This is a genomic window from Microbacterium zouquanmingi (genome assembly GCF_052266675.1).
In the GTDB taxonomy this organism is placed as follows: domain Bacteria; phylum Actinomycetota; class Actinomycetes; order Actinomycetales; family Microbacteriaceae; genus Microbacterium.
Genome location: NZ_JBQPRA010000004.1, coordinates 111,285 through 132,525 on the forward strand (window position 1 = coordinate 111,285; position 21,241 = coordinate 132,525).

Here is a 21,241-nt window from a genome sequence, read left to right on the forward strand (position 1 = left end):
TCAGCTGCCGCCTCGGGGGCTGCTGAGAGCGGCGATGGCGCGTTGCATGGAGCCGCCGAGGTTCCACTGCTCGGCAAGTGCGGCCGCGGCAGCCGCTTTCTCGAAGTCGAGAGGATGCACGGGCGTTGTCGGCGGCACGATGTCGAGACCGCGTGCGACCTCGACGACAGTGGGCGCGACATCAAGGTATGCCGATGCGTCGAGGATCTTGGACTGAATGCGCGCGCTCATGCCTTCGCCGGCTGTTGCAGCTGCGCGGATGCTCTCGAGATCGCCGTGCGTCTGCAGAAGCGTCGCGGCGGTTTTCTCTCCGACTCCGGCGACACCGGGCAGTCCGTCTGACGCGTCGCCGCGCATTGTGGCGAAATCGACGTACTGCGAGGGGAGCACTCCGTACTTGGCGACCACGGTCTCGTCTGTCATGACTTCGAGGTTGCTCATGCCGCGTGCGGTGTAGATGAGGCGGATACCGCGACCATCGTCGATCAGCTGAAAGAGGTCGCGATCACCCGTGACGATGTCGACAGGCATGGTGGCGCGGCTTGCGAGAGTGCCGATCACATCGTCTGCCTCATGGTTCGCGACGCCGATGATCGGGATGCCGAGGGCGGTCAGCGTCTGACGGATGAGGGGGATCTGCGCTTCGAGCGGGTCGGGCACTTCTTCGATGTCGGGCCCTGCTTCGACGACTTCGACGACGCGGTGCGTCTTATAGCTCGGAATCAGATCGACGCGCCACTGCGGACGCCAGTCGTCATCCCAGCACGCGACGATGTGCGTGGGTTCGTAGAGCGTGACGAGCTTGGCAATGATGTCGAGCAGGCCGCGCGCTGCATTGACCGACGAGCCGTCAGGTGCTTTGACCTTGTCGGGAACACCGTAGAAGGCCCGAAAGTAGAGGGACGCGGTATCGAGGAGCATCAGCTTGTCGCTCATGGAGTCAGCTTGTCACACGGCGTCGACATCGTGATCGTCTCGTCGATCAGCAGCCGGGGGAGTGCGGCGCCTCGGCGCAGGTGAACGCCACCAGTGCGGTGTGCGCCTCGAAGATGCGGATCTCCTGGGGAGCTCCATTCGCGGTCACTTGGCCGGTGACCGGGAACCAGCCGGTGCCGAAGTCGACCTCCGCGCTGTATCGAACATTGACCTGCGCGATGTACGTGCCGCGCTCCCGGTAGGCGTGGCTCGTATCGGTCGGCGTGAACTGGACCTGGGCGAGATCGGCCCAGGTAGCTCCTCCCGTCGAGCTGGTTGAGGTGGCGCCGTCGCCGTAGATGAAGTCGTAGGCAGCGGGAGTGAACCGCACCGAGAGCGGGAAGCCGAACAGTTCACCTGCGACAGTCTGCGTCGAGGCCGCGGTCACGAAGTTGGTGGGAAGCCCTGCAACACCGACATTGTTCGGTTCACCGGTCAGCACTGAGCCGGCCGGGGCGAATCGCACGAGATCTGTGATCGTCACGGGCGGGATGCCGGGATCTTCGTCTTCCTCCTCGTTCTCCGCAATCGGGTCGAAGCAGTTCTTGTCGGACTCCCAGTCATCAAGACACGTGTCGAGATCGGAGGGCCCCTGCGGAGTCCCAGGATCGGTCGGAACCTGCCAATCGTCAGGTCCCGTCTCGGTGCCGTCGGTGCCACCGGTTTCGTGAGTGCCATCGATGATGATGTCCGTGCCCGTGTTAGTTGTGCAAATTCCTGCCTTGATCTGATCTGTTGAACACTCGCCAGGTGATTGTGCTGGAACGACCGAAAGCAGAATCAGAAGCACTGGAATCGCTAGCACGAGGAGCCCTCAGCAACAGAGGAAGTCGACATTGTCAGAGTGTCGGCGGTGCCAGACAACGTGATGTCGAGAAGCCATCGGTCTTCGCGGTCGTTCGGCGTCACATCGTTGCCATTCGCATCGATCACGCGGGACCCACTTACGTCGAGACAAACTTGCGCATGTATTTTGGTGATCGGATCCAGACGAGCGTCTACGCCCAAGAACGACACGATTTCGCTGTTACCGATCAACGCGAGATTGTTTTCGTCGAGGTATCGTTTCGTCTCGATGTCACTCTCGAGTGCGGAGCCCGTGAGGTAGTCAGTCGTCTTGCCATCGCCATTGCTCGCGTCGTTGTAAGCGCGATATACCTCTTCCGCTGCGGCAAAGGCCTCGTCCTCGCTGGCAAACGCGGCCGTAGGAGTGGGTGAGGGGGCAGGGCCGGGGGAGCAAGCGCTCAGCATCGCTCCGGCCACGGCCAGCACTGCCAGCATCCGAACTCGGCCGGTCTTCGTTCGCAGGATCGTCACCCGTTCACGCTAACGTGATGCAGCAGAATGCCGCCGGAGTTATCCACAGCACGAGATAGTGCGATATCTCTGATATTCTGAAGTGTCACTCTTGGCGTGTACATACGCGCGCTTGAGCGATACCCAACAACAATCCATTCGCTTCTTCATCGCGATCGCACGTGCACGCGTCGGAGCAGCCTGAGTTTCCACCCACAAGGACAACCCACTACATGACTACCGCAACGACCGCCCCGGCCACCAAGCAGGTCGCCATCAATGACATCGGATCTGCTGAGGACTTCCTGGCCGCGGTCGAGAAGACGCTGAAGTTCTTCAACGACGGCGACATCATCGAAGGCACGATCGTCAAGATCGACCGCGATGAGGTTCTGCTCGACGTCGGATACAAGACCGAGGGTGTCATCCCCTCCCGCGAACTTTCCATCAAGCACGATGTCGACCCGAACGAGGTCGTCAAGGTCGGCGACGAGGTCGAGGCTCTTGTTCTCCAGAAGGAGGACAAGGAAGGCCGTCTGATCCTGTCCAAGAAGCGTGCACAGTACGAGCGCGCTTGGGGCGACGTCGAGAAGATCAAGGAAGACGACGGCGTCGTCACCGGTACGGTCATCGAGGTCGTCAAGGGTGGACTCATCGTCGACATCGGCCTCCGTGGCTTCCTGCCGGCATCGCTCATCGAGCTGCGCCGCGTCCGCGACCTGACCCCGTACCTGGGTCAGGAGATCGAGGCGAAGATCCTCGAGCTCGACAAGAACCGCAACAACGTGGTTCTCTCGCGCCGCGCACTGCTTGAGCAGACGCAGTCCGAGTCGCGCTCGAACTTCCTCAACAACCTGCACAAGGGCCAGGTCCGCAAGGGCCAGGTTTCGTCGATCGTCAACTTCGGTGCGTTCGTCGACCTTGGCGGCGTCGACGGTCTCGTCCACGTCTCCGAGCTGTCTTGGAAGCACATCGAGCACGCCTCTGAGGTCGTCGAGGTTGGCCAGGAGGTCACCGTCGAGATCCTTGAGGTCGACCTCGACCGCGAGCGCGTCTCCCTGTCGCTCAAGGCGACGCAGGAGGACCCGTGGCAGGTCTTCGCCCGCACCCACGCGATCGGCCAGATCGCCGCGGGTAAGGTCACCAAGCTCGTCCCGTTCGGTGCGTTCGTCCGCGTTGCAGACGGCATCGAGGGCCTCGTGCACATCTCCGAGCTCTCCAGCAAGCACGTCGAGCTGGCTGAGCAGGTCGTGTCCGTCGGCGAAGAGGTCTTCGTCAAGGTCATCGACATCGACCTCGAGCGTCGTCGCATCTCGCTGTCGCTCAAGCAGGCCAACGAGTCGGTTGACCCCAACGGCACCGAGTTCGACCCGGCCCTGTACGGCATGCTCGCCGAGTACGACGACAACGGCGAGTACAAGTACCCCGAGGGCTTCGACCCCGAGACCGGTGCGTGGAAGGACGGCTTCGACGCACAGCGCGAGGCCTGGGAGCAGGAGTACGCTGCAGCCCAGACGCGCTGGGAAGCTCACAAGGCTGCCGTCATCAAGGCCGCAGAGGCCGAGGCTGCTGCGGGCGACGACTTCGGCGCTGCCGCAGGTCAGTCGTTCACGAGCGACGTTTCGGGTGCTGGCACCCTTGCTGACGACGAGGCTCTCGCGGCTCTCCGCGAGAAGCTCTCGGGCGGCAACGCGTAAGCACGTTTCACCGAAACGGGCCGTCATCCTTCGGGGTGGCGGCCCGTTTCGCGTGTGACGGAAGGTTACGACTCGACTCGCCTCGCGCTCCCCGCTCCTCAACGATGGGGAGATGACTTCCGCACTGCTCGCGTCACAGATGTCAGAGGCGAGACTCGTCGAGGAGCGCACCTACCCGCCGTCTGCGGAGTTCCGCGCCCAGGCGAACGTCACCGACGAGATCTATTCGCAGGCGGATGCTGACCCGATCGCTTTCTGGGAAGACGCCGCCCGACGGTTGGACTGGGCGACCCCGTGGCACACGGCCCTGGACTGGCAGCCGCCGACCGACAACACGATCCCCTCGGCACGATGGTTCGATGGCGGAACGCTGAACGTCGCGTACAACTGCGTCGATCGGCACGTCGAAGCGGGGCGCGGGAACAAGGTCGCGCTTCACTTCGAGGGAGAACCGGGTGACCGCACGGCCGTGACCTACGCCGATCTACAGCGCAGGGTTTCGCAGGCCGCCAATGCGCTGACTGCTCTCGGCATCGTGCCGGGCGACCGCGTCGTCGTGTACCTGCCGGTGCTTATCGAGACGGTGGTGATCGCGCTCGCGTGTGCGCGCATCGGCGCGGTGCACTCTCTTGTCTTCGGCGGTTTCTCCGCCGAGGCAGTGCGATTCCGGCTCTTCGACACCGGCGCGAAGCTGCTGGTGACCAGTGACGGGCAGCACCGGCGAGGTGCGGCAGTTGAGGTGAAGTCCGCCGCCGACATCGCGGCTGCTGATCTGCCGGACCTCGAACATGTCCTCGTCGTCCGCCGGACCGGACAGAACGTGGCCTGGACCGAGGGCCGCGACCTCTGGTGGCACGACGTCGTCGACACCGCCGATGAGAGTCATGAGGCGCAGCCCTTCGCGGCGGAGCATCCGCTCTTCATCATCTACACGTCCGGCACCACCGGCAAGCCGAAGGGCCTCGTCCACACCTCCGGCGGCTACCTCGCCCACGCGAGCTGGGCGCACTGGGCCCATTTCGATTCGAAGCCCGACGACGTGCACTGGTGCACTGCTGACCTCGCGTGGGTGACCGCGCACACGTACGAGATCTACGGGCCGCTCTCGAACGGGCTCACCCAGGTGATCTACGAGGGAACTCCTGACAGCCCGCACCGCGCGCGGCACCTTGAAATCATCGAGCGCTACGGGGTGACGGTCTACTACACCGCTCCCACCCTGATCCGCACGTTCATGACCTGGTTCGGCGAAGAGCTTCCCGCAGAGCACGACCTGTCCAGCATCCGCCTGCTCGGCACCGTCGGCGAGGCGATCAACCCCGAAGCCTGGGTCTGGTTCCGCCGCACTTTCGGGCGGGATGAGCTTCCCATCATCGATACGTGGTGGCAGTCCGAGACGGGAGCTGCGATGATCGTGCCGCTCCCAGGGGCGACCACGCTCAAGCCCGGATCTGCGACCGTCGCGCTGCCGGGCATCGACATCGCCATCGTCGACGAGAACGGCGACGAGACGGCCGCGGGACGATCCGGCACTCTCGTGGTCAGGCGGCCCTGGCCCGGAATGGCACGCACGGTGTGGGGAGATCCGCAACGGTACCGCGACTCCTACTGGTCCGACTACGCCGGAAAAGGCGAGTACGGCGGATACTACGTCGCAGGCGACGGAGCCACGCGAGATGCCGACGGGCACGTGTGGATCCTGGGGCGCCTCGATGACGTCGTGAACGTCTCCGGACACCGCCTCTCGACGATTGAGATCGAGTCTGCGCTGGTCGCCGACCCCTCCGTGGGGGAGGCCGGCACAGCCGGAGTCTCCGATGCGCTCACCGGACAGTCGGTCGTCGCGTTCGTGACGCCGTCAGGACACGGCGAGATCGCGGCATCCGCTCTGCGCGACCGTGTCGCCCGTGAGATCGGACCCGTTGCCAAACCACGCCATATCGTCGTCGTTCCCGACCTGCCCAAGACCCGCTCGGGAAAGATCTTGCGCAGGCTTCTCGCGCAGCTGTGGGAAGCCGAACAGGACCGCCGCGCTGGCCGAGAACCGCAGGAGCGAGGCGACACGACCTCTCTCCAGAATCCGGATGCCGTCGACGGTATCGCGGCGGCTCTCGCAGCCTTTTAGACCTCGACTCGATACTCGACTGAAGGAAGTCATGACGGAAGAACACCGCTTCGGGTTCCGCACCCGCGCGCTCCACGCCGGAGGAACACCGGATGCCGCGACCGGCGCGCGCGCCGTACCGATCTACCAGACCACCTCGTTCGTCTTCGATGACGCGAAGGATGCCGGAAACCTCTTCGCCCTGCAGAAGTACGGCAACATCTACTCCCGCATCGGAAACCCCACCGTCGCAGCCCTCGAAGAGCGCCTCGCCTCGCTCGAGGGCGGGATCGGTGCAGTGGCGACAGCATCCGGCATGAGCGCGGAGTTCATCACCTTCGCAGCCCTGGTGGGCGCGGGCGACCATGTCGTGGCATCCGCACAGCTCTACGGCGGCACGGTGACGCAGCTCGATGTCACCCTGCGCCGCTTCGGGGTCGAGACGACGTTCGTCCCATCCACGGATCCGGCGGACTTTGCCGCGGCGATCCGGCCCGAGACCAAGGTCGTCTATGTCGAGATGATCGGCAACCCCTCCGGAGAGATCGCCGATATCGAGGGGCTTGCTGCCGTCGCCCATGCCGCGGGCGTGCCGCTCGTCGTCGACGCGACCCTCGCGACGCCGTATCTTGCCCGTCCTCTCGAGCACGGTGCAGACATCGTCATCCACTCGGTCACGAAGTTCCTCGGCGGTCACGGCACGACTCTCGGCGGCATTGTCATCGAGAAGGGGACATTCGACTGGGGCAACGGAAAGTTCCCGCAGATGACCGAGCCGGTCGCCTCTTACGGCGGCATCAAATGGTGGGACAACTTCGGCGAGTACGGATTCCTCACAAAGCTGCGCTCCGAACAGCTGCGCGACATCGGTCCTGCGCTCAGCCCGCAGTCCGCATTCAACCTGCTGCAGGGCGTCGAGACGCTGCCGCAGCGCATCGACGCGCACCTCGAGAACGCGCGCATCGTCGCGGAATGGCTCGAGTCCGACCCTCGCATCTCGTATGTGACCTGGGCGGGACTCGAATCGCATCCGCATCATGAACGCGCGGCGAAGTACCTGCCGCTCGGCCCCGGATCGGTCTTCGCCTTCGGTGTCGCAGCCGACGACGGTCGCGCCGCAGGGGAGACGCTGATCGAGAACCTCCAGCTCGCCTCGCACCTCGCGAACATCGGTGACGCTCGCACGCTCGTGATCCACCCCGCATCGACCACGCACCGCCAGCTCTCAGCCGAGCAACTCGTCGCTGCAGGAGCGCCCGCCGACCTCATCCGGATCTCGGTGGGATTGGAAGACGCGGACGACATCATCTGGGACCTCGATCAGGCCCTCACCGCAGCGACAGGAGCCACACGATGAGCACGAACGACGCATGTGAGTTCACGCCGCCGGCCGCAGCTGTCGCGTGCGAGCTCCCGCCGGTGACCCCGGCTGCGGGTGCCTGGACGAGTCCTAGCCAGCAGGAGAGGTTCGCTCTGCTACGGCGATCGCGCTCGATCGCCATCGTCGGCGCATCGAGCAATCCCGCGCGTGCGTCGTACTTCGTCGGGACCTACCTGCTGTCGAGCTCGCCGTACGATGTGTACTTCGTGAACCCGATGGCCGACGAGATCCTCGGACAACCCGCATACAGGTCGATTTCTGATCTGCCGGTGGTGCCGGACATCGTTGACGTGTTCCGCAAGCACGATGACCTTCCCGGCGTGGCGCAAGAAGCGGTCGACGCCGGCGCGAAGGCTCTGTGGCTGCAGCTCGGCTCCTGGAATGAGGAGGCTGCTGCAATAGCCGAATCCGCAGGACTCTCGGTCGTCATGGACCGCTGCATCAAGATCGAGCACGCCCGGTTCCACGGCGGACTGCACCTCGCAGGCTTCGACACCGGAGTGATCAGCGCCAAACGACAGCTGCTCGCGCGCTGAGCTGCGCCGGCGCTCATGCCAGGATGGACGCATGCCACTCATCGCCTTGACCGGCGGCATCGCCTCCGGGAAATCCACGATCGCGCGCCGGCTGCAGGAGCACGGTGCGGTCATCATCGACGCGGACCAGATCGTCCGCGACGTGCAGGCGCCGGGTTCGCCTGTGCTGAGCGCGATCGCCGAGGCTTTCGGCAGCGACATGATCGATTCCTCCGGGGCACTCGATCGCGCGGCGCTCGGAGCACTGGTATTCGGAAACCCGGATGCCCTGACGAAGCTGAACGCGATCGTGCACCCCGCGGTGCACGCGGAGTCTCAGAGCCGGTTCGAAGCGACAGAACCTGATGCGTTCGTCGTGTACGACGTGCCGCTGCTGGTAGAGGCGAGAGTCGACGACCCGTGGGACACGATTATCGTCGCCCACGCACCCGTGTCGGAACGCCTGCGGCGCCTCGTCGAGTTACGGGGGATGGAACCGGACGCCGCGCAGGACAGAATCGACGCGCAGGTCTCCGATGAGGCGCGTCTCGCGATCGCGGACGTCGTGATCGACACGTCCGGAACCATGGAGCACACTCTCGATCAGACGGATGCCGTCTGGACGAAGCTCACTCGTCCGTAGCGCTCGTTTCGGCGCGCCGCTTGCGTCGTCGGCGACGGAACAGCATGACCACGGTCACGATGAGGCCGATGAGAAGCAGCCCCGCGAGCACGGGAACGATGATGGCGAGCGCGGCGAGCAGGAACGATGCGCCATCCTCTGCGGTGCTCAGCACGGGTGCTGCGAGCCCACCGGTCACGGCGTTCGCGGCGACCCGGCCGGTTGCTTTTGTGACATGCACGATGAGCGCGATTACGATCCCGGTGACGATCGGCACCCATGTGTTCTGCGAGAAGAAAGCGGCGGGATCGTCCACGGCGACGGTCTGCGCGCTCGCCCCCGCGCCGAACACGATGCCGCCGGAAGCCGGGCGGAGCACGCTCTGGACGATGTCGTTGACCGAATCGAGCGCGGGTATCTTGTCGGCGACGATCTCGAGGACCAGCAGCGCGCCGAGAATCCAGAGCGCGATGTCGCTGCCGATCCACGACCACCCCGCCGGGAGGTTCACCGCGGGAAGGAAGCGGTCGGCCAGCCCCAGCAGGAACAGCGGCATCCAGGCATTGAGACCAGCGGATGCCGCAAGACTGGAGCCGATCAGGAACTCGATCACGGCCCCACTCTACGACGCGGCCCCAATGTCGGATGCTCCGCTTACGCTGGATTCATGCAAACCACCCGCAGCGTCCGTCCGTTCGAAGTGGTCAGCGAATACATGCCCGCCGGTGACCAGCCGAAGGCGATCGCCGACCTTGCCGCGCGGATCAACGCGGGTGAGACCGACGTCGTCCTTCTGGGTGCGACTGGTACCGGAAAATCGGCGACCACTGCCTGGCTGATCGAGCAGGTGCAGCGTCCGACCCTGGTGATGGCGCACAACAAGACCCTTGCTGCGCAGTTGGCGAACGAGTTCCGCGAGCTCATGCCCAACAACGCTGTCGAGTACTTCGTCTCGTATTACGACTACTACCAGCCCGAGGCGTATGTACCGCAGACCGATACCTTCATCGAGAAGGACTCATCGATCAACGCCGAGGTCGAGCGCTTGCGTCACTCGACGACGAACTCGCTGCTGAGCCGTCGCGATGTCGTGGTGGTGTCGACGGTGTCCTGCATCTACGGCCTCGGTGCTCCAGAAGAGTACCTGCGTGCGATGGTGGCGCTGCAGGTGGGTGAGAGATACGACCGCGATGCGCTGATCCGACAGTTCATCGCAATGCAGTACAACCGCAATGACGTCGACTTCTCGCGCGGCAACTTCCGCGTGCGCGGCGACACGATCGAGATCATCCCGGTCTACGAAGAGCACGCGATTCGCATCGAACTGTTCGGAGACGAGATCGAAGGGCTCTATTCGCTGCATCCGCTCACCGGCGACGTGATCGAGAAGCTCGATGCGGTGCCGATCTTCCCCGCGTCGCACTACGTGGCCGGTACTGACGTCATCCAGCGCGCGATCGGCACGATCGAGGCAGAGCTCGCCGAGCGGCTGGCGGAGTTCGAGAGGCAGGGCAAGCTGCTCGAAGCGCAGCGGCTGCGCATGCGCACCACGTTCGATCTCGAGATGCTTCAGCAGCTCGGGTTCTGCTCGGGAATCGAGAACTATTCACGCCATCTCGACGGCCGGCAGTCGGGGGAGCCGCCGCACACGCTGTTGGACTTCTTCCCCGATGACTTCCTGCTCGTGATCGACGAGTCACACGTCACCGTGCCGCAGATCGGTGCGATGTACGAGGGTGATGCATCACGAAAGCGCACGCTCGTCGATCACGGCTTCCGTCTGCCGAGCGCCATGGACAACAGGCCGCTGAGATTCGATGAGTTCAAGAACCGGATCGGCCAGACCGTGTATCTCTCGGCGACGCCGGGCAAGTACGAGATGGGGATCGCTGACGGCATCGTCGAACAGATCATTCGTCCGACTGGCCTGGTCGATCCCGAGATCATCGTCAAGCCGTCCAAGGGACAGATCGACGATCTGCTGGAAGAGATCCGGATTCGTGTCGAGAAGGACGAGCGTGTGCTCGTGACGACTCTGACGAAGAAAATGGCTGAAGAGCTGACCGACTTCCTCGGCGAACACGGCGTGCGCGTGAGGTATCTACACTCCGACGTCGACACGCTGCGTCGAGTCGAACTCCTCAGCGAGCTGCGGTCCGGTATCTACGACGTGCTTGTCGGCATCAACCTGCTGCGTGAGGGACTCGACCTGCCCGAAGTGTCGCTCGTGGCGATCTTGGACGCCGATAAGGAAGGGTTCCTGCGCTCTGGGACCTCGCTCATCCAGACGATCGGTCGTGCCGCGCGAAATGTCTCCGGCGAGGTGCACATGTACGCCGACAACATGACTGACTCGATGGCCAAGGCGATCGATGAGACCGATCGTCGCCGTGAGAAGCAGGTCGCGTACAACAAGGAGCACGGCATCGATCCGCAGCCACTGCGCAAGAGGATCGCTGACATCACCGACGTGCTCGCACGCGAAGCATCCGATACGCAGGAGATGCTCCGAGGCAAGGGGAATAGCAAGTCAGGCAAGGGCAAGAGCCCCACTCCTCGCCTTCGCCGCGAGGGCATCGCCGCAGAGGGCGCGGAACAGCTCGAATCGACGATCGACGATCTGACCGCGCAGATGCTCGCCGCAGCCGCAGAACTGAAGTTCGAACTCGCCGGGCGGCTGCGTGACGAAGTGCAAGACCTCAAAAAGGAGCTGCGGGCGATGGAGCGAGCGGGGCACGCGTGAGCGTGAGGGGGTCGAGTACGGACGCTGCCGCCACTGAACTGGCCGACCGGGTTCGCGCGCTGCTGATGTCCGAGCCAGGGCTGGAAGAGAAGCGGATGTTCGGCACTCGAGCGTTCCTGCTCGGCGGTCGGATTCTCGTCGGCGCGCGCAAGGGGGGCACTCTTCTTGTGCGTGTCACCGATGAACAGGGCACCGCGCTGCTGACCGAAGCGGGCGTCAGCATCGCTGTGATGGGCGCCAAAACCATGGGTCCCAGTTGGCTCGACGTGGCCCCGACAGCTCTGGAAGACGACGAGTCACTGATGTTCTGGGTTGATGCTGCGAGGGAGAGCGCGCAGTACTGACCCTGTCACCGAGGGCAGTGCATAAGCGGCTTCGGCCCGGTGCGGTCGATCACGTGCTCAGTCATCGCGTGGCCGCAGAGGGGGCAGGCCCGCTCCGCACGCTGTGCGGCGGTCGGCGGAGGAGTCGCCTCGTAGGGGCCGACAGCCGCAGGGCCTGCCAGCTTGATCAGATTGGTGTTGAACCACCTGTACAGACCACCTGCCTCGCGGATGCGGGTGCGCAACGGGGCTCGTTCTGAACCGTTCTCCATGTCGCCGTTCTCCATGATCATTAGTGTACTAACGATTAGTGTATAGCTATAATCAGAACGTGACCACGACCGATGACATGCTCAAGCTCGAGAACCAGCTGTGCTTCGCGCTGGTCACGGCAGCACGCAATGTCGTGGCGATCTACCGGCCCATTCTTGAGCCGCTCGGCCTCACGCATCCGCAGTATCTCGTCATGCTCGCGCTTTGGGACCGGTCGCCGCGCTCATTGAACGACCTTGCCGCAGACCTCGCTCTCGACCCTGCGACGGCATCCCCGCTCGTCAAGAGGTTGGAGAATGACGGGCTGATTGCTCGCACCCGCAGCAAAGAGGATGAGCGACGGCTCGACATCCAGCTGACGGATGCCGGACGGGCGCTGCGCGATCGAGCTGTTGATGTCCCACGCCAGGTGATGGCGGCTGTGCACATGGACTTGGAACAGATCGCCGCGCTTCGTGATGGGTTATCCCCATTTGCCGGCCGCGTCCCCGAATGACCGGCACCGCGCCATAGTCTGAAAGACATGTCGTCGCCGCTCCTGTCTTCCGGATGGTGCGGGATATGAGGCGGGGCATCGCCATTATGAGCCTGGTGGGTCTGTTCGTCGTCGTGATGGTTGCCGCGGCGGTGCAGGGAACGCCAACGATCGAACCGTTCGACACACAGCCGATCAACGATTCTCCGCCCGTGATCCCCCTTCCGACGAGCACGCCGAGCGGTACGCCGACGCCGCAGCCCATCAATGATGTGATGACGGCAGTCATCGGCATGGTCCTCCTCATCCTTGGCGCTGTGATTCTCCTCGCGCTCGGAGTTGTGCTGGTGCGGGCCCTGATCCGCGCCTGGCTCAACCGACCGCTCGCGATTCGCAGCGGTGACGAGGTGGCGTACGAGCTGAGCGCGCAGGATGTTCCGCAGGACGAGGAAGCGGCGGCCCCGGTGATCCGGCGCGGGATCGAAGGTGCGCTGCGCGCGGTCGACGAGCGCCCGCAGCCGACCGATGCGATCATCGCGGCGTGGGTTGGGCTCGAAGAGAGCGCGGCCGATGCCAATCTCACTCGTGGGGTGAGCGAGACACCGTCGGAGTTCACGCTGCGCATCATCACGCGCCGAGCGGGAATCGGTTCTGCCGCGCAGGAGCTGCTTGAGCTGTATGAGCGTGTCAGGTTCGGCGGGCATGTGGCAGATGAGGATGACCGCACAGTTGCCCGTAGGGCCCTCCGTGCGATCGAGGAGGGCTGGCGATGACGCGCGGTCGGATCATCGCAGCGATAGCGGTCGCGGCAGGCGCGGCTCTGATCCTGCTGTTCGGTCTCCGGGTTGAACCGGTCTTCGCGTTCTCGTGGGCCGCAATCGCCGGGGTGATCGTTGTCAGCACGCAGCTTGTGATCCCCGAGGACGCGCGGGTCGACGCACCGGACATTCCGATACGCAGGGAACAGCGCGGCACTGATGTCTCTCGTATGGCATGGTCTTTGAACCCTCGCACCGGTGAAGCCGGTGAACTCGCGACCAGGCGCGTGCGCGGTGTGCTCGGACGGCGGCTGCTGCGAAGTGGTCTGAGTATCGACGAGCCCATGCATCGAGCACAGATCAATGCGCTCATCGGCGACGGACTCTGGGATCGGCTCTCCGGGCCGGGTACGAAGATTCAGGATGTTGAGCGAGCACTGACGGTCATTGACTCGCTCGCCGCGAACAAGGAGGAGCAATGACGCAGGACACTTCCATCGCAGAAATCGGTGCCCAGATTCTCGCGGCGGTCCGCACTGTCGTCGTCGGTATGGACGATCCCCTTGAGATCGCGCTGGCGACCATCCTCGCCGGTGGCCACGTGCTGTTCGAGGACGTGCCCGGTCTCGGGAAGACTGTCGCCGCACGGAGCCTGGCATCAGCACTCGGCCTCGATTTCCGGCGCCTGCAGTGCACCCCGGACATGCTCCCGGGAGACGTGACCGGATCTTATGTGTATGCCCCCGATACCGGTGAGTTCGTGTTCCGCCCAGGGCCGATCTTCGCGGGATTGCTGCTGGCCGACGAGATCAACCGCACCACTCCGAAAACTCAGTCGGCGATGCTTGAAGCGATGGCCGAGCGGCAGGTGACTGTCGAGGGGAACAGCTTCGCCCTGCCCACGCCGTTCCATATCATCGCCACCTCGAACCCGATCGAGTACGAGGGGACGTACGCGTTGCCCGAGGCTCAACTGGATCGGTTCATGGTGCGCCTCGCCGTCGGATATCAGGAGACCGAAGGCGAGACGCAGATTCTGCTGAACCGAATGGCCCGCCAACAGGAGGCCACCCACGTCGAGCCCGTGATCGATGCCGCGCGACTTCTCGATGTTCAGCGAGCGGTCGAAGCGATCCACGTCCACCCGGATATTGCGCGCTACTGCGTCGAGATCGCACGCGCTACGCGGCACGCGCAGAACGTCGCGGTCGGCGCGTCGCCCCGTGGATCGCTCGGACTCTTGCTGCTCGGCCGAGCCCTCGCGGCACTCGACGGTCGAGACTTCGTCAGGCCGGATGACATCAAGCGGATCTCGGTGTCCGTACTCGCCCATCGCTTGACGCTCACCCCGCAAGCCTGGGCACAGGGCGTCAGCGCGGAGCAGATCGTCCGGAACGTCGTCGCGCTGGTGCCCGTGCCGCCGACGGTGGGCGTCCCCGCGTGACCAGTCGCGGTGTGCGCGGCCGCTGGGGTCCCGGAGTCGTTCTCGGCTTCCTTGCAGCGATAGCGCTCGCCAGTGCAGGCCTCGTCTTCTCACGTGCTGACATCGTCGCCATGGGGCTCCCGTTGGCGATTCTCAGCGTTGTGGCCGTCTGCCGTCGCCAAGATGTCGAAGGCGTCGAGATCGAGCTCATCAGCATTCCCGATGCGGAAGACGACGGGATGCTGCGCACAGATGTGCGCGTTACCGGCGAAGCTGAGCTCGCTCAGCTCGTGGTCGTTCAGTCAGAGCGGCGCACGCGGCGGCTGATCGTCCCTGCGAATGGGGCGGTGGTGACCTCGCTCAGTCGCTCATTGCACTCAGGGCCGGTCGCTGCTGTACGGGCCGCTGCAAGGGGAGCGGATGCTGGTGGTGCGATCCTCGGACCGTCGACTGCGGTGGTCGAAGGGATCCGCAACATCGCGCCTCTGTCGGCGAAACTGCCGAAATTGCCGTTATCTCTCCGGCTCACCGGCACTCACGGCAGTCATGAGGGTAGGCGACTCGGACAGGGCGGCGACTTTCGAGACATTCACCAGTTCGTCCAGGGGGATGAGTTGCGTCGGGTCGATTGGAAGGCGACGGCTCGTATGGCACGTCGCCCCGGCGATCTGATGGTGCGCAGGACGAACACGCTCAGCGACGCGACCATGGTCATCGCGATGGATACCGCAGACGATCTGGGCACGGTCGTGGCGACGTGGGGGAGCGGGGACCTCGTCCGCAGCGGAGTCACGTCCCTTGACCGTTCGCGTCATGCTGCCCGGTCGATCGCAGCGGCAGCGATTGCCGGGGGTGACCGCGTCGCATTCCATGTGCTCACGCACGGTGGACGATCTGTGCGCAGCGGTGCAGGATCTCGGCACCTGGCACGGGTGGAAGCCGCGATCGCCGCGACGGGGCAGGCGGGGGAGGACGCCCGTTTCCTGCGCACACCACCGGTGCCGCATGCCTCGGTGGTTTTCGTCCTCTCGACTTTTTTCGCCGGAGCAGCATCCGAGATCGCGCTGATGTGGCGAGCATCCGGTCATCGGGTCATCGCTGTCGATATCCTTCCGACGCTCGACACCAGCCGGATCAACCGCGAGCAGCAGATCGCACTGCGCACGGTACTCGCGGAGCGAGAGGACGTGTTGCACGATCTGCGCACAGCTGACGTCGACGTCATCACCTGGGGTGACGAGGCCGCAACCGACTTGGCCGCAATGGCGAGGAGCCGACGGTGAACGCGGGGGCACGTGCGAACGACAGGATGCGCACAGGCCCGGCCGTTCCGGGTGCTGTGCTGCAGCTCTTGCTGGTCGTGGTGGCTGCGGGGGGAGCGGTTCTACTGATTCCCGTCGCGGGGTGGCAGTTCATCGTCGTCGGTACCGCACTGCTCGGGATGCGGTTCCCGCAGAGCCTCGGCGGATGGCTGTCGATTCTGTGCCTGGCAATCGGGATGCTGATGGCGGATCCCGGCATCTGGCAGGCAATGGTCGCGGTTGCAGTCGCGCACATCATGTGTGCGCTGTGCACACTGCTGCCGCTCGTGCCATGGCGGGGACGGGTCGTGCTTCGCGCTCTCCGTCCGAGTCTGTACCGGCTGCTCGCGGTGCAGGCGGTTGCACAGCCGCTCACGGCGGCCGCGATGCTCGTTCAGCGTGAGGACGGATTCAGGCTCGCCGCATTGGCCGGAGCCGTTGCCACCACGGCCTTCGCGGTGCTCTTCCTGCTGCGCACGCGGGTGCGCTCTCAGCACCCCTGAGTGCGCGTGGAGCCAATGTCCGTAGCCCCTCGTAGACTTGTCCGGTGCCCATTGTTCCCGTTGCCACCCCAGGAAAACTCAGTGTTCGTGGTGCCCGCGTACACAACCTCAAGAACGTCGATATCGACATCCCGCGCGACTCACTGGTGGTGTTCACCGGGCTTTCCGGTTCCGGAAAGTCCAGCCTCGCGTTCGACACGATCTTCGCAGAGGGACAGCGCCGCTACGTCGAGTCGCTGAGCGCATATGCGCGGCAGTTCCTCGGGCAGGTTGATCGCCCCGACGTCGACTTCATCGAAGGATTGAGTCCTGCGGTTTCGATCGACCAGAAGTCGACGAACCGCAACCCGCGTTCGACCGTGGGCACGATCACTGAGATCTACGACTACATGCGCCTCCTCTGGGCGCGTATCGGCATCCCGCACTGTCCGGAATGCGGCGAGCGCATTCAGCGACAGACGGTGCAGCAGATCGCCGACCAGCTCATGGAGCTGGAAGACCGCACCCGCTACCAGATCGTCGCGCCGATCGTCTCGCAGAAGAAGGGTGAGTTCGTCGATCTGTTCCGTGAGCTCGGCGCGAAGGGCTACTCGCGTGCGATCGTCGACGGTGAGCTCATCCAGCTCGCCGAGCCGCCGAAGCTCAAGAAGAGCTATAAGCACGACATCGCCGTCGTCGTCGACCGTCTTGTGGCATCCGCTGACATTCTCGGACGCGTCACTGATTCAGTGGAGACCGCCCTGGGGCTGGCCGGCGGTGTCATGCAGATCAACTTCGTCGACGGCGAGGGCGATGACGCATGGCAGTCATTCTCTGAGAAGCTCGCGTGTCCGAACGGGCACGCCATCACGCTCACTGAGATCGAGCCCCGCACCTTCTCGTTCAACGCGCCGTTCGGCGCCTGCCCCACCTGCTCTGGACTCGGCACCCGCATGTCGGTGGACGTCGATCTCATGCTCGGCGATGAAGACCTCTCGATCCGTGAAGGCGCGATCATTCCGTGGACCACTCAGGGCAAGGGGCTCTTCCAGTACTACGAGAGACTGCTCGAGGGCCTTGCGCGCGACCTCAACTTCTCACTCGATACGCCATGGCGGGACCTGCGCGTCGACGTGCAGGACGCTGTGCTGCGCGGAGACAACTACAAGGTCACCGTCAAGTGGAAGAACCGCTACGGCAGGGAGATGCGGTACGCCTCGGGATTCGAGGGCGTCGTCCCCTACATCGAACGGCAGTATGCACAGGCAGAGAGCGACACTCAGCGTGCTCGCTGGGGCGAATACCTGCGTGAGGTCCCGTGTCCGGTGTGCGACGGCACACGTCTCAAGCCAGAAGTTCTTGCCGTCAAGGTGCACAACCGCTCGATCGCCGAGGTTTCTCAGCTCAGCCTCTCGGACGCGCGAACCTTCATGGAGCAGCTGACACTCACCGAGCGCGAGGCGAAGATCGCAGCCCAGGTGCTGCGCGAGATTCGCCTTCGGCTGGATTTCCTGCTGCAGGTCGGTCTGAACTACTTGAACCTCAGCCGGGCTGCAGGTTCGCTCTCGGGCGGCGAGGCGCAACGTATCCGGCTGGCCACCCAGATCGGCTCTGGGCTCACCGGTGTGCTCTATGTGCTGGATGAGCCGTCGATCGGTCTGCACCAGCGCGATAACCGGCGACTGATCGATACGCTGCAGAAGCTCCGCGATCTCGGCAACACGCTCATCGTCGTCGAGCATGATGAAGAGACGATCGAAGCGGCCGACTGGGTTGTCGATATCGGTCCTGGAGCCGGTGTCAACGGTGGCGCAGTGGTGCATTCCGGCCCGTACTCGGCGCTGCTCGGCGAATCGGAATCGGTGACCGGCGACTACCTCGCAGGTCGGCGTGAGATTCCTACGCCGAAGAAGCGGCGCAAGATCGACAAGAAGCGGCAGCTGACCGTCGTGGGCGCTCGCGAGAACAACTTGAAGAACGTCACAGCAGACTTTCCGCTCGGCGTGCTGACGGCTGTGACCGGCGTCAGCGGTTCGGGAAAATCTTCGCTGGTCAACGACATCCTCTATCGCGTCCTCGCCTCCAAGCTCAACGGCGCTCGCAAGCTCGCAGGCAAACACACCCGTGTCACTGGTCTCGACAACCTCGACAAGGTCGTTCACGTCGATCAAGCGCCCATCGGGCGCACCCCGCGATCGAACCCGGCCACCTACACGGGTGTCTTCGATCGCATCCGGTCGCTGTTCGCTGAGACGCCAGAAGCGAAGGTTCGCGGCTATCAGCCGGGCCGATTCAGCTTCAACGTCAAGGGTGGGCGCTGCGAGGCGTGCTCCGGCGACGGAACGATCAAGATCGAGATGAACTTCCTCCCCGACGTGTACGTCGACTGCGAGGTCTGCCACGGAAAACGCTACAACCGCGACACGCTTGCCGTGCACTACAAGGGCAAGAACATCGCAGAAGTTCTCGAGATGCCGATCGAAGAGGCTGCCGCGTTCTTCGAGCCGATCCAGGCGATCCACCGCTACATGAAGACACTCGTCGACGTCGGCCTCGGATATGTGCGCCTCGGGCAGTCGGCGACGACCCTCTCAGGTGGTGAAGCGCAGCGCGTGAAACTCGCAACCGAGCTTCAGCGCCGCAGCAACGGCCGCAGCGTCTACGTGCTCGACGAGCCGACCACTGGTCTCCATTTTGAAGACGTGCGCAAGCTTCTCGAAGTGCTCAACAGCCTGGTCGAAAAGGGCAACACGGTGATCGTGATCGAGCACAACCTCGATGTGATCAAGTCCGCCGACTGGGTCATCGACCTCGGTCCTGAAGGTGGTGCGGGGGGCGGAGAGATCCTCGCGACCGGAACTCCCGAGCAGATCGCACAGGTCGAATCCAGCCACACCGGGCTCTTCCTCGCTGAGATCCTCGAAGATGGGCGCGGGGCTCGGAAGGCCAGCTGATGGCCGACGTGCTCCCGTACAAACCGAAGCAGGGAGAGATTCCGACGGCCCCGGGGGTGTATCGCTTTCTCGATGCATCGGGTCGCGTGCTGTACGTCGGCAAGGCGAAGAATCTGCGACAGCGCCTGTCGAACTATTTTGCGCCGCTGCGCACGCTGCACGAGCGCACCAGGCGCATGGTGACGACCGCGGCATCCGTGGAATGGACCGTCGTGCCCACCGATGTGGATTCCCTGCAGCTGGAGTACATGTGGATCAAGGAATTCGATCCGCCTTTCAATGTGCGCTACAAAGACGACAAGTCCTATCCGTTCATGGCTGTGACGCTGGGGGATGAGGCTCCGAGGGTGCTGGTGACGCGTAATCGCAAGATTCCGCGGGCACGGTACTTCGGGCCGTACCCGAAGGTCTGGGCGGTGCACGAAACCATCGATCTGATGATCAAGGCATTCCCGATTCGCACCTGCAGCGACTCCAGCTACAAGCGCGCCATGGCGACGGGTCGCCCGTGCTTTCCCGGCCAGATCGGCAAGTGCGGTGGTCCGTGCTCGATGAAGGTCACCATCGAAGAGCACCGTGCGATCGTCGACGACTTCGTCGCCTTCATGGCGGGCGGTGATGAGCGCTTCACGAAGGAACTCACCAAGCGGATGCACGCGGCTTCTGCAGCGATGGACTATGAAGCCGCCGCACGATACCGTGACCAGCTCGCGTCTATCGAGGCAGTGCTGGGGAAGAGCTCGCTCGTGTTGGCGGCTGACGAGGATGCTGATCTCTTCGGCATCGCTGAGGATGAGCTCGCCGCGACCGTTCAGCACTTCACGATCCGTGGCGGACGCGTGCGCGGAGTGCGAGCAACGACGATCGAGAAGGAGCTCGACATCTCGGACTCCGACCTCGTCGATCAGGTGCTGCAGCGTGCGTACGGCGATGGCGTCGACATTCCCCGGCGCGTACTCGTTCCTTCGCTGCCCGACGACGTGGTCGAACTCGAACTCTGGCTGCGAGACCGCCGCGGACGCAAGGTCGAGATCGCGGTGGCGCAGCGCGGTCAGCGCGCCGAACTCATGCGCACGGCCACGCTCAACGCACAGCAGGCGCTGATCCGGCACAAGACCAAGCGGACCAGTGATTACGTCGCACGTACTCAGGCGCTGACTGATCTGCAGGAGGCTCTCGGCCTCGATGCGGCGCCGCTGCGGATCGAGTGCTTCGACATCTCTCACCTCGGCGGTACGAATGTGGTCGCGTCGATGGTGGTGTTTGAAGACGGGCTGCCGCGCAAAGACCAATACCGCTCCTTCAACATCGCTGAGACCACCGATGACACCGACTCGATGCATCAGGTGCTCATGCGCAGGCTGGCGTACCTGGATCGGTCTGAAGAGCCCGAGCCCGTCGAAGTGGCGACAACCGATGACGCTCTGGCAGACGGCGAGGTCATCACCACGCGCAGGAAGCCGCGATTCTCCTATCCGCCCCAGTTGCTGCTCGTCGACGGCGGGAAGCCGCAGGTCGAGGCGGCAGCACGCGCGCTGCGTGATGCAGGACACACTGAGATCGGTCTGTGCGGCATCGCCAAGCGCCTTGAAGAGGTGTGGCTGCCGGGGGAGGACTTCCCCGTGATCCTGCCGCGCACGAGCGAAGCTCTCTATCTGCTGCAGCGACTGCGCGACGAAGCGCACCGCTTCGCGATCACCCATCAGCGAAAGCGACGCCGACGCGATATCTCCACGGTGCTCGAAGAGGTACCTGGCCTCGGCGCATCCCGAATCAAGGCGCTGCTGAAGCACTTCGGCTCGGTCGCAGCCCTCAAGAGTGCGACCGCGGCGCAGATCCAGGAGATCCCCGGTATCGGCCCCACGCTCGCTGACAGCATCCACAGCCACCTCGCGAGTAGATAGGCTGGTCTCCACAGG

General features: G+C 64.1%; 20 protein-coding genes. 15 read left to right on the forward strand and 5 right to left on the reverse strand.

All coding sequences use genetic code 11. The features are described from left to right. From ACTU6V_RS11085 to ACTU6V_RS11095, 3 genes are read right to left on the reverse strand one after another with little or no spacing between them, the layout of a single operon-like run. Window positions 1-936, reverse strand: a complete 936-nt coding sequence (locus ACTU6V_RS11085) for a 5'-3' exonuclease (RefSeq protein WP_443469418.1) — start codon at window positions 934-936, stop codon at window positions 1-3. A gap of 46 nt (window positions 937-982) precedes the next feature. Then, entirely contained in the window at window positions 983-1,780 is a 798-nt protein-coding gene (locus ACTU6V_RS11090; protein ID WP_443475618.1) for a hypothetical protein, read from the reverse strand. After that, a complete protein-coding gene (locus ACTU6V_RS11095) occupies window positions 1,774-2,292 on the reverse strand; it encodes a hypothetical protein (protein WP_443475619.1) in 519 nt (172 codons plus the stop codon). Before ACTU6V_RS11095 ends, ACTU6V_RS11090 begins: the two co-directional genes overlap by 7 nt. A 212-nt stretch (window positions 2,293-2,504) precedes the next feature. Here ACTU6V_RS11095 and rpsA point away from each other — a divergent pair, with 212 nt between their 5' ends. From rpsA to coaE, 5 genes are all read left to right on the forward strand, one after another. After that, window positions 2,505-3,968, forward strand: coding sequence for a 30S ribosomal protein S1 (gene rpsA / locus ACTU6V_RS11100; RefSeq protein ID WP_443469415.1), 1,464 nt, complete (start codon window positions 2,505-2,507; stop codon window positions 3,966-3,968). Between the two features lie 112 nt (window positions 3,969-4,080). Beyond that, window positions 4,081-6,093, forward strand: a complete 2,013-nt coding sequence (gene acs / locus ACTU6V_RS11105; RefSeq protein WP_443475620.1) for an acetate--CoA ligase — start codon at window positions 4,081-4,083, stop codon at window positions 6,091-6,093. Between the two features lie 31 nt (window positions 6,094-6,124). After that, window positions 6,125-7,429 carry an O-acetylhomoserine aminocarboxypropyltransferase/cysteine synthase family protein gene (locus tag ACTU6V_RS11110; protein WP_443469413.1) on the forward strand — a complete coding sequence of 435 codons (1,305 nt, stop codon included), beginning with the start codon at window positions 6,125-6,127 and terminating at the stop codon, window positions 7,427-7,429. Continuing rightward, the gene (locus tag ACTU6V_RS11115; protein WP_443469412.1) at window positions 7,426-7,989 is read left to right on the forward strand and encodes a CoA-binding protein; all 564 of its coding nucleotides are present in this window, start codon (window positions 7,426-7,428) and stop codon (window positions 7,987-7,989) included. The genes ACTU6V_RS11110 and ACTU6V_RS11115 overlap by 4 nt, the downstream gene beginning before the upstream one ends. A gap of 31 nt (window positions 7,990-8,020) precedes the next feature. Continuing rightward, window positions 8,021-8,611 (forward strand): dephospho-CoA kinase, encoded by a 591-nt coding sequence (gene coaE, locus ACTU6V_RS11120; RefSeq protein ID WP_443469411.1) that lies wholly within the window; start codon window positions 8,021-8,023, stop codon window positions 8,609-8,611. On the opposite strand, the gene ACTU6V_RS11125 is transcribed toward coaE, so the two are convergent. Beyond that, window positions 8,598-9,203 carry a DUF4126 domain-containing protein gene (locus ACTU6V_RS11125; RefSeq protein ID WP_443475621.1) on the reverse strand — a complete coding sequence of 202 codons (606 nt, stop codon included), beginning with the start codon at window positions 9,201-9,203 and terminating at the stop codon, window positions 8,598-8,600. The two genes, coaE and ACTU6V_RS11125, sit on opposite strands and share 14 nt — an antisense overlap. A gap of 54 nt (window positions 9,204-9,257) precedes the next feature. On the opposite strand from ACTU6V_RS11125, the gene uvrB reads away from it, so the two are divergent. Then, entirely contained in the window at window positions 9,258-11,333 is a 2,076-nt protein-coding gene (gene uvrB / locus ACTU6V_RS11130) for an excinuclease ABC subunit UvrB (protein WP_443469409.1), read from the forward strand. 2 nt (window positions 11,334-11,335) lie between these two features. Further along, window positions 11,336-11,677, forward strand: coding sequence for a TfoX/Sxy family protein (locus ACTU6V_RS11135; RefSeq protein WP_443469408.1), 342 nt, complete (start codon window positions 11,336-11,338; stop codon window positions 11,675-11,677). Window positions 11,678-11,682: 5 nt separating this feature from the next. On the opposite strand, the gene ACTU6V_RS11140 is transcribed toward ACTU6V_RS11135, so the two are convergent. Next, the gene (locus tag ACTU6V_RS11140; RefSeq protein WP_443469407.1) at window positions 11,683-11,943 is read right to left on the reverse strand and encodes a hypothetical protein; all 261 of its coding nucleotides are present in this window, start codon (window positions 11,941-11,943) and stop codon (window positions 11,683-11,685) included. Window positions 11,944-12,005: 62 nt separating this feature from the next. On the opposite strand from ACTU6V_RS11140, the gene ACTU6V_RS11145 reads away from it, so the two are divergent. From ACTU6V_RS11145 to uvrC, 8 genes are all read left to right on the forward strand, one after another. Further along, entirely contained in the window at window positions 12,006-12,425 is a 420-nt protein-coding gene (locus tag ACTU6V_RS11145; protein ID WP_443469501.1) for a MarR family winged helix-turn-helix transcriptional regulator, read from the forward strand. 65 nt (window positions 12,426-12,490) lie between these two features. Then, window positions 12,491-13,177 (forward strand): DUF4129 domain-containing protein, encoded by a 687-nt coding sequence (locus ACTU6V_RS11150; RefSeq protein WP_443469406.1) that lies wholly within the window; start codon window positions 12,491-12,493, stop codon window positions 13,175-13,177. Continuing rightward, the gene (locus tag ACTU6V_RS11155; protein ID WP_443475622.1) at window positions 13,174-13,644 is read left to right on the forward strand and encodes a hypothetical protein; all 471 of its coding nucleotides are present in this window, start codon (window positions 13,174-13,176) and stop codon (window positions 13,642-13,644) included. Before ACTU6V_RS11150 ends, ACTU6V_RS11155 begins: the two co-directional genes overlap by 4 nt. Further along, window positions 13,641-14,606: an AAA family ATPase gene (locus ACTU6V_RS11160; protein WP_443475623.1), complete on the forward strand. Its 966-nt coding sequence runs from the start codon at window positions 13,641-13,643 to the stop codon at window positions 14,604-14,606. The genes ACTU6V_RS11155 and ACTU6V_RS11160 overlap by 4 nt, the downstream gene beginning before the upstream one ends. After that, window positions 14,603-15,868 (forward strand): DUF58 domain-containing protein, encoded by a 1,266-nt coding sequence (locus tag ACTU6V_RS11165; RefSeq protein ID WP_443469403.1) that lies wholly within the window; start codon window positions 14,603-14,605, stop codon window positions 15,866-15,868. Before ACTU6V_RS11160 ends, ACTU6V_RS11165 begins: the two co-directional genes overlap by 4 nt. Continuing rightward, entirely contained in the window at window positions 15,865-16,389 is a 525-nt protein-coding gene (locus tag ACTU6V_RS11170; RefSeq protein ID WP_443475624.1) for a hypothetical protein, read from the forward strand. Before ACTU6V_RS11165 ends, ACTU6V_RS11170 begins: the two co-directional genes overlap by 4 nt. A 44-nt stretch (window positions 16,390-16,433) precedes the next feature. Continuing rightward, complete coding sequence (gene uvrA / locus ACTU6V_RS11175) at window positions 16,434-19,322, forward strand: excinuclease ABC subunit UvrA (RefSeq protein WP_443475625.1); 2,889 nt, start codon at window positions 16,434-16,436, stop codon at window positions 19,320-19,322. Next, the gene (gene uvrC / locus ACTU6V_RS11180) at window positions 19,322-21,226 is read left to right on the forward strand and encodes an excinuclease ABC subunit UvrC (protein WP_443475626.1); all 1,905 of its coding nucleotides are present in this window, start codon (window positions 19,322-19,324) and stop codon (window positions 21,224-21,226) included. The genes uvrA and uvrC overlap by 1 nt, the downstream gene beginning before the upstream one ends. Window positions 21,227-21,241: the final 15 nt, after the last annotated feature.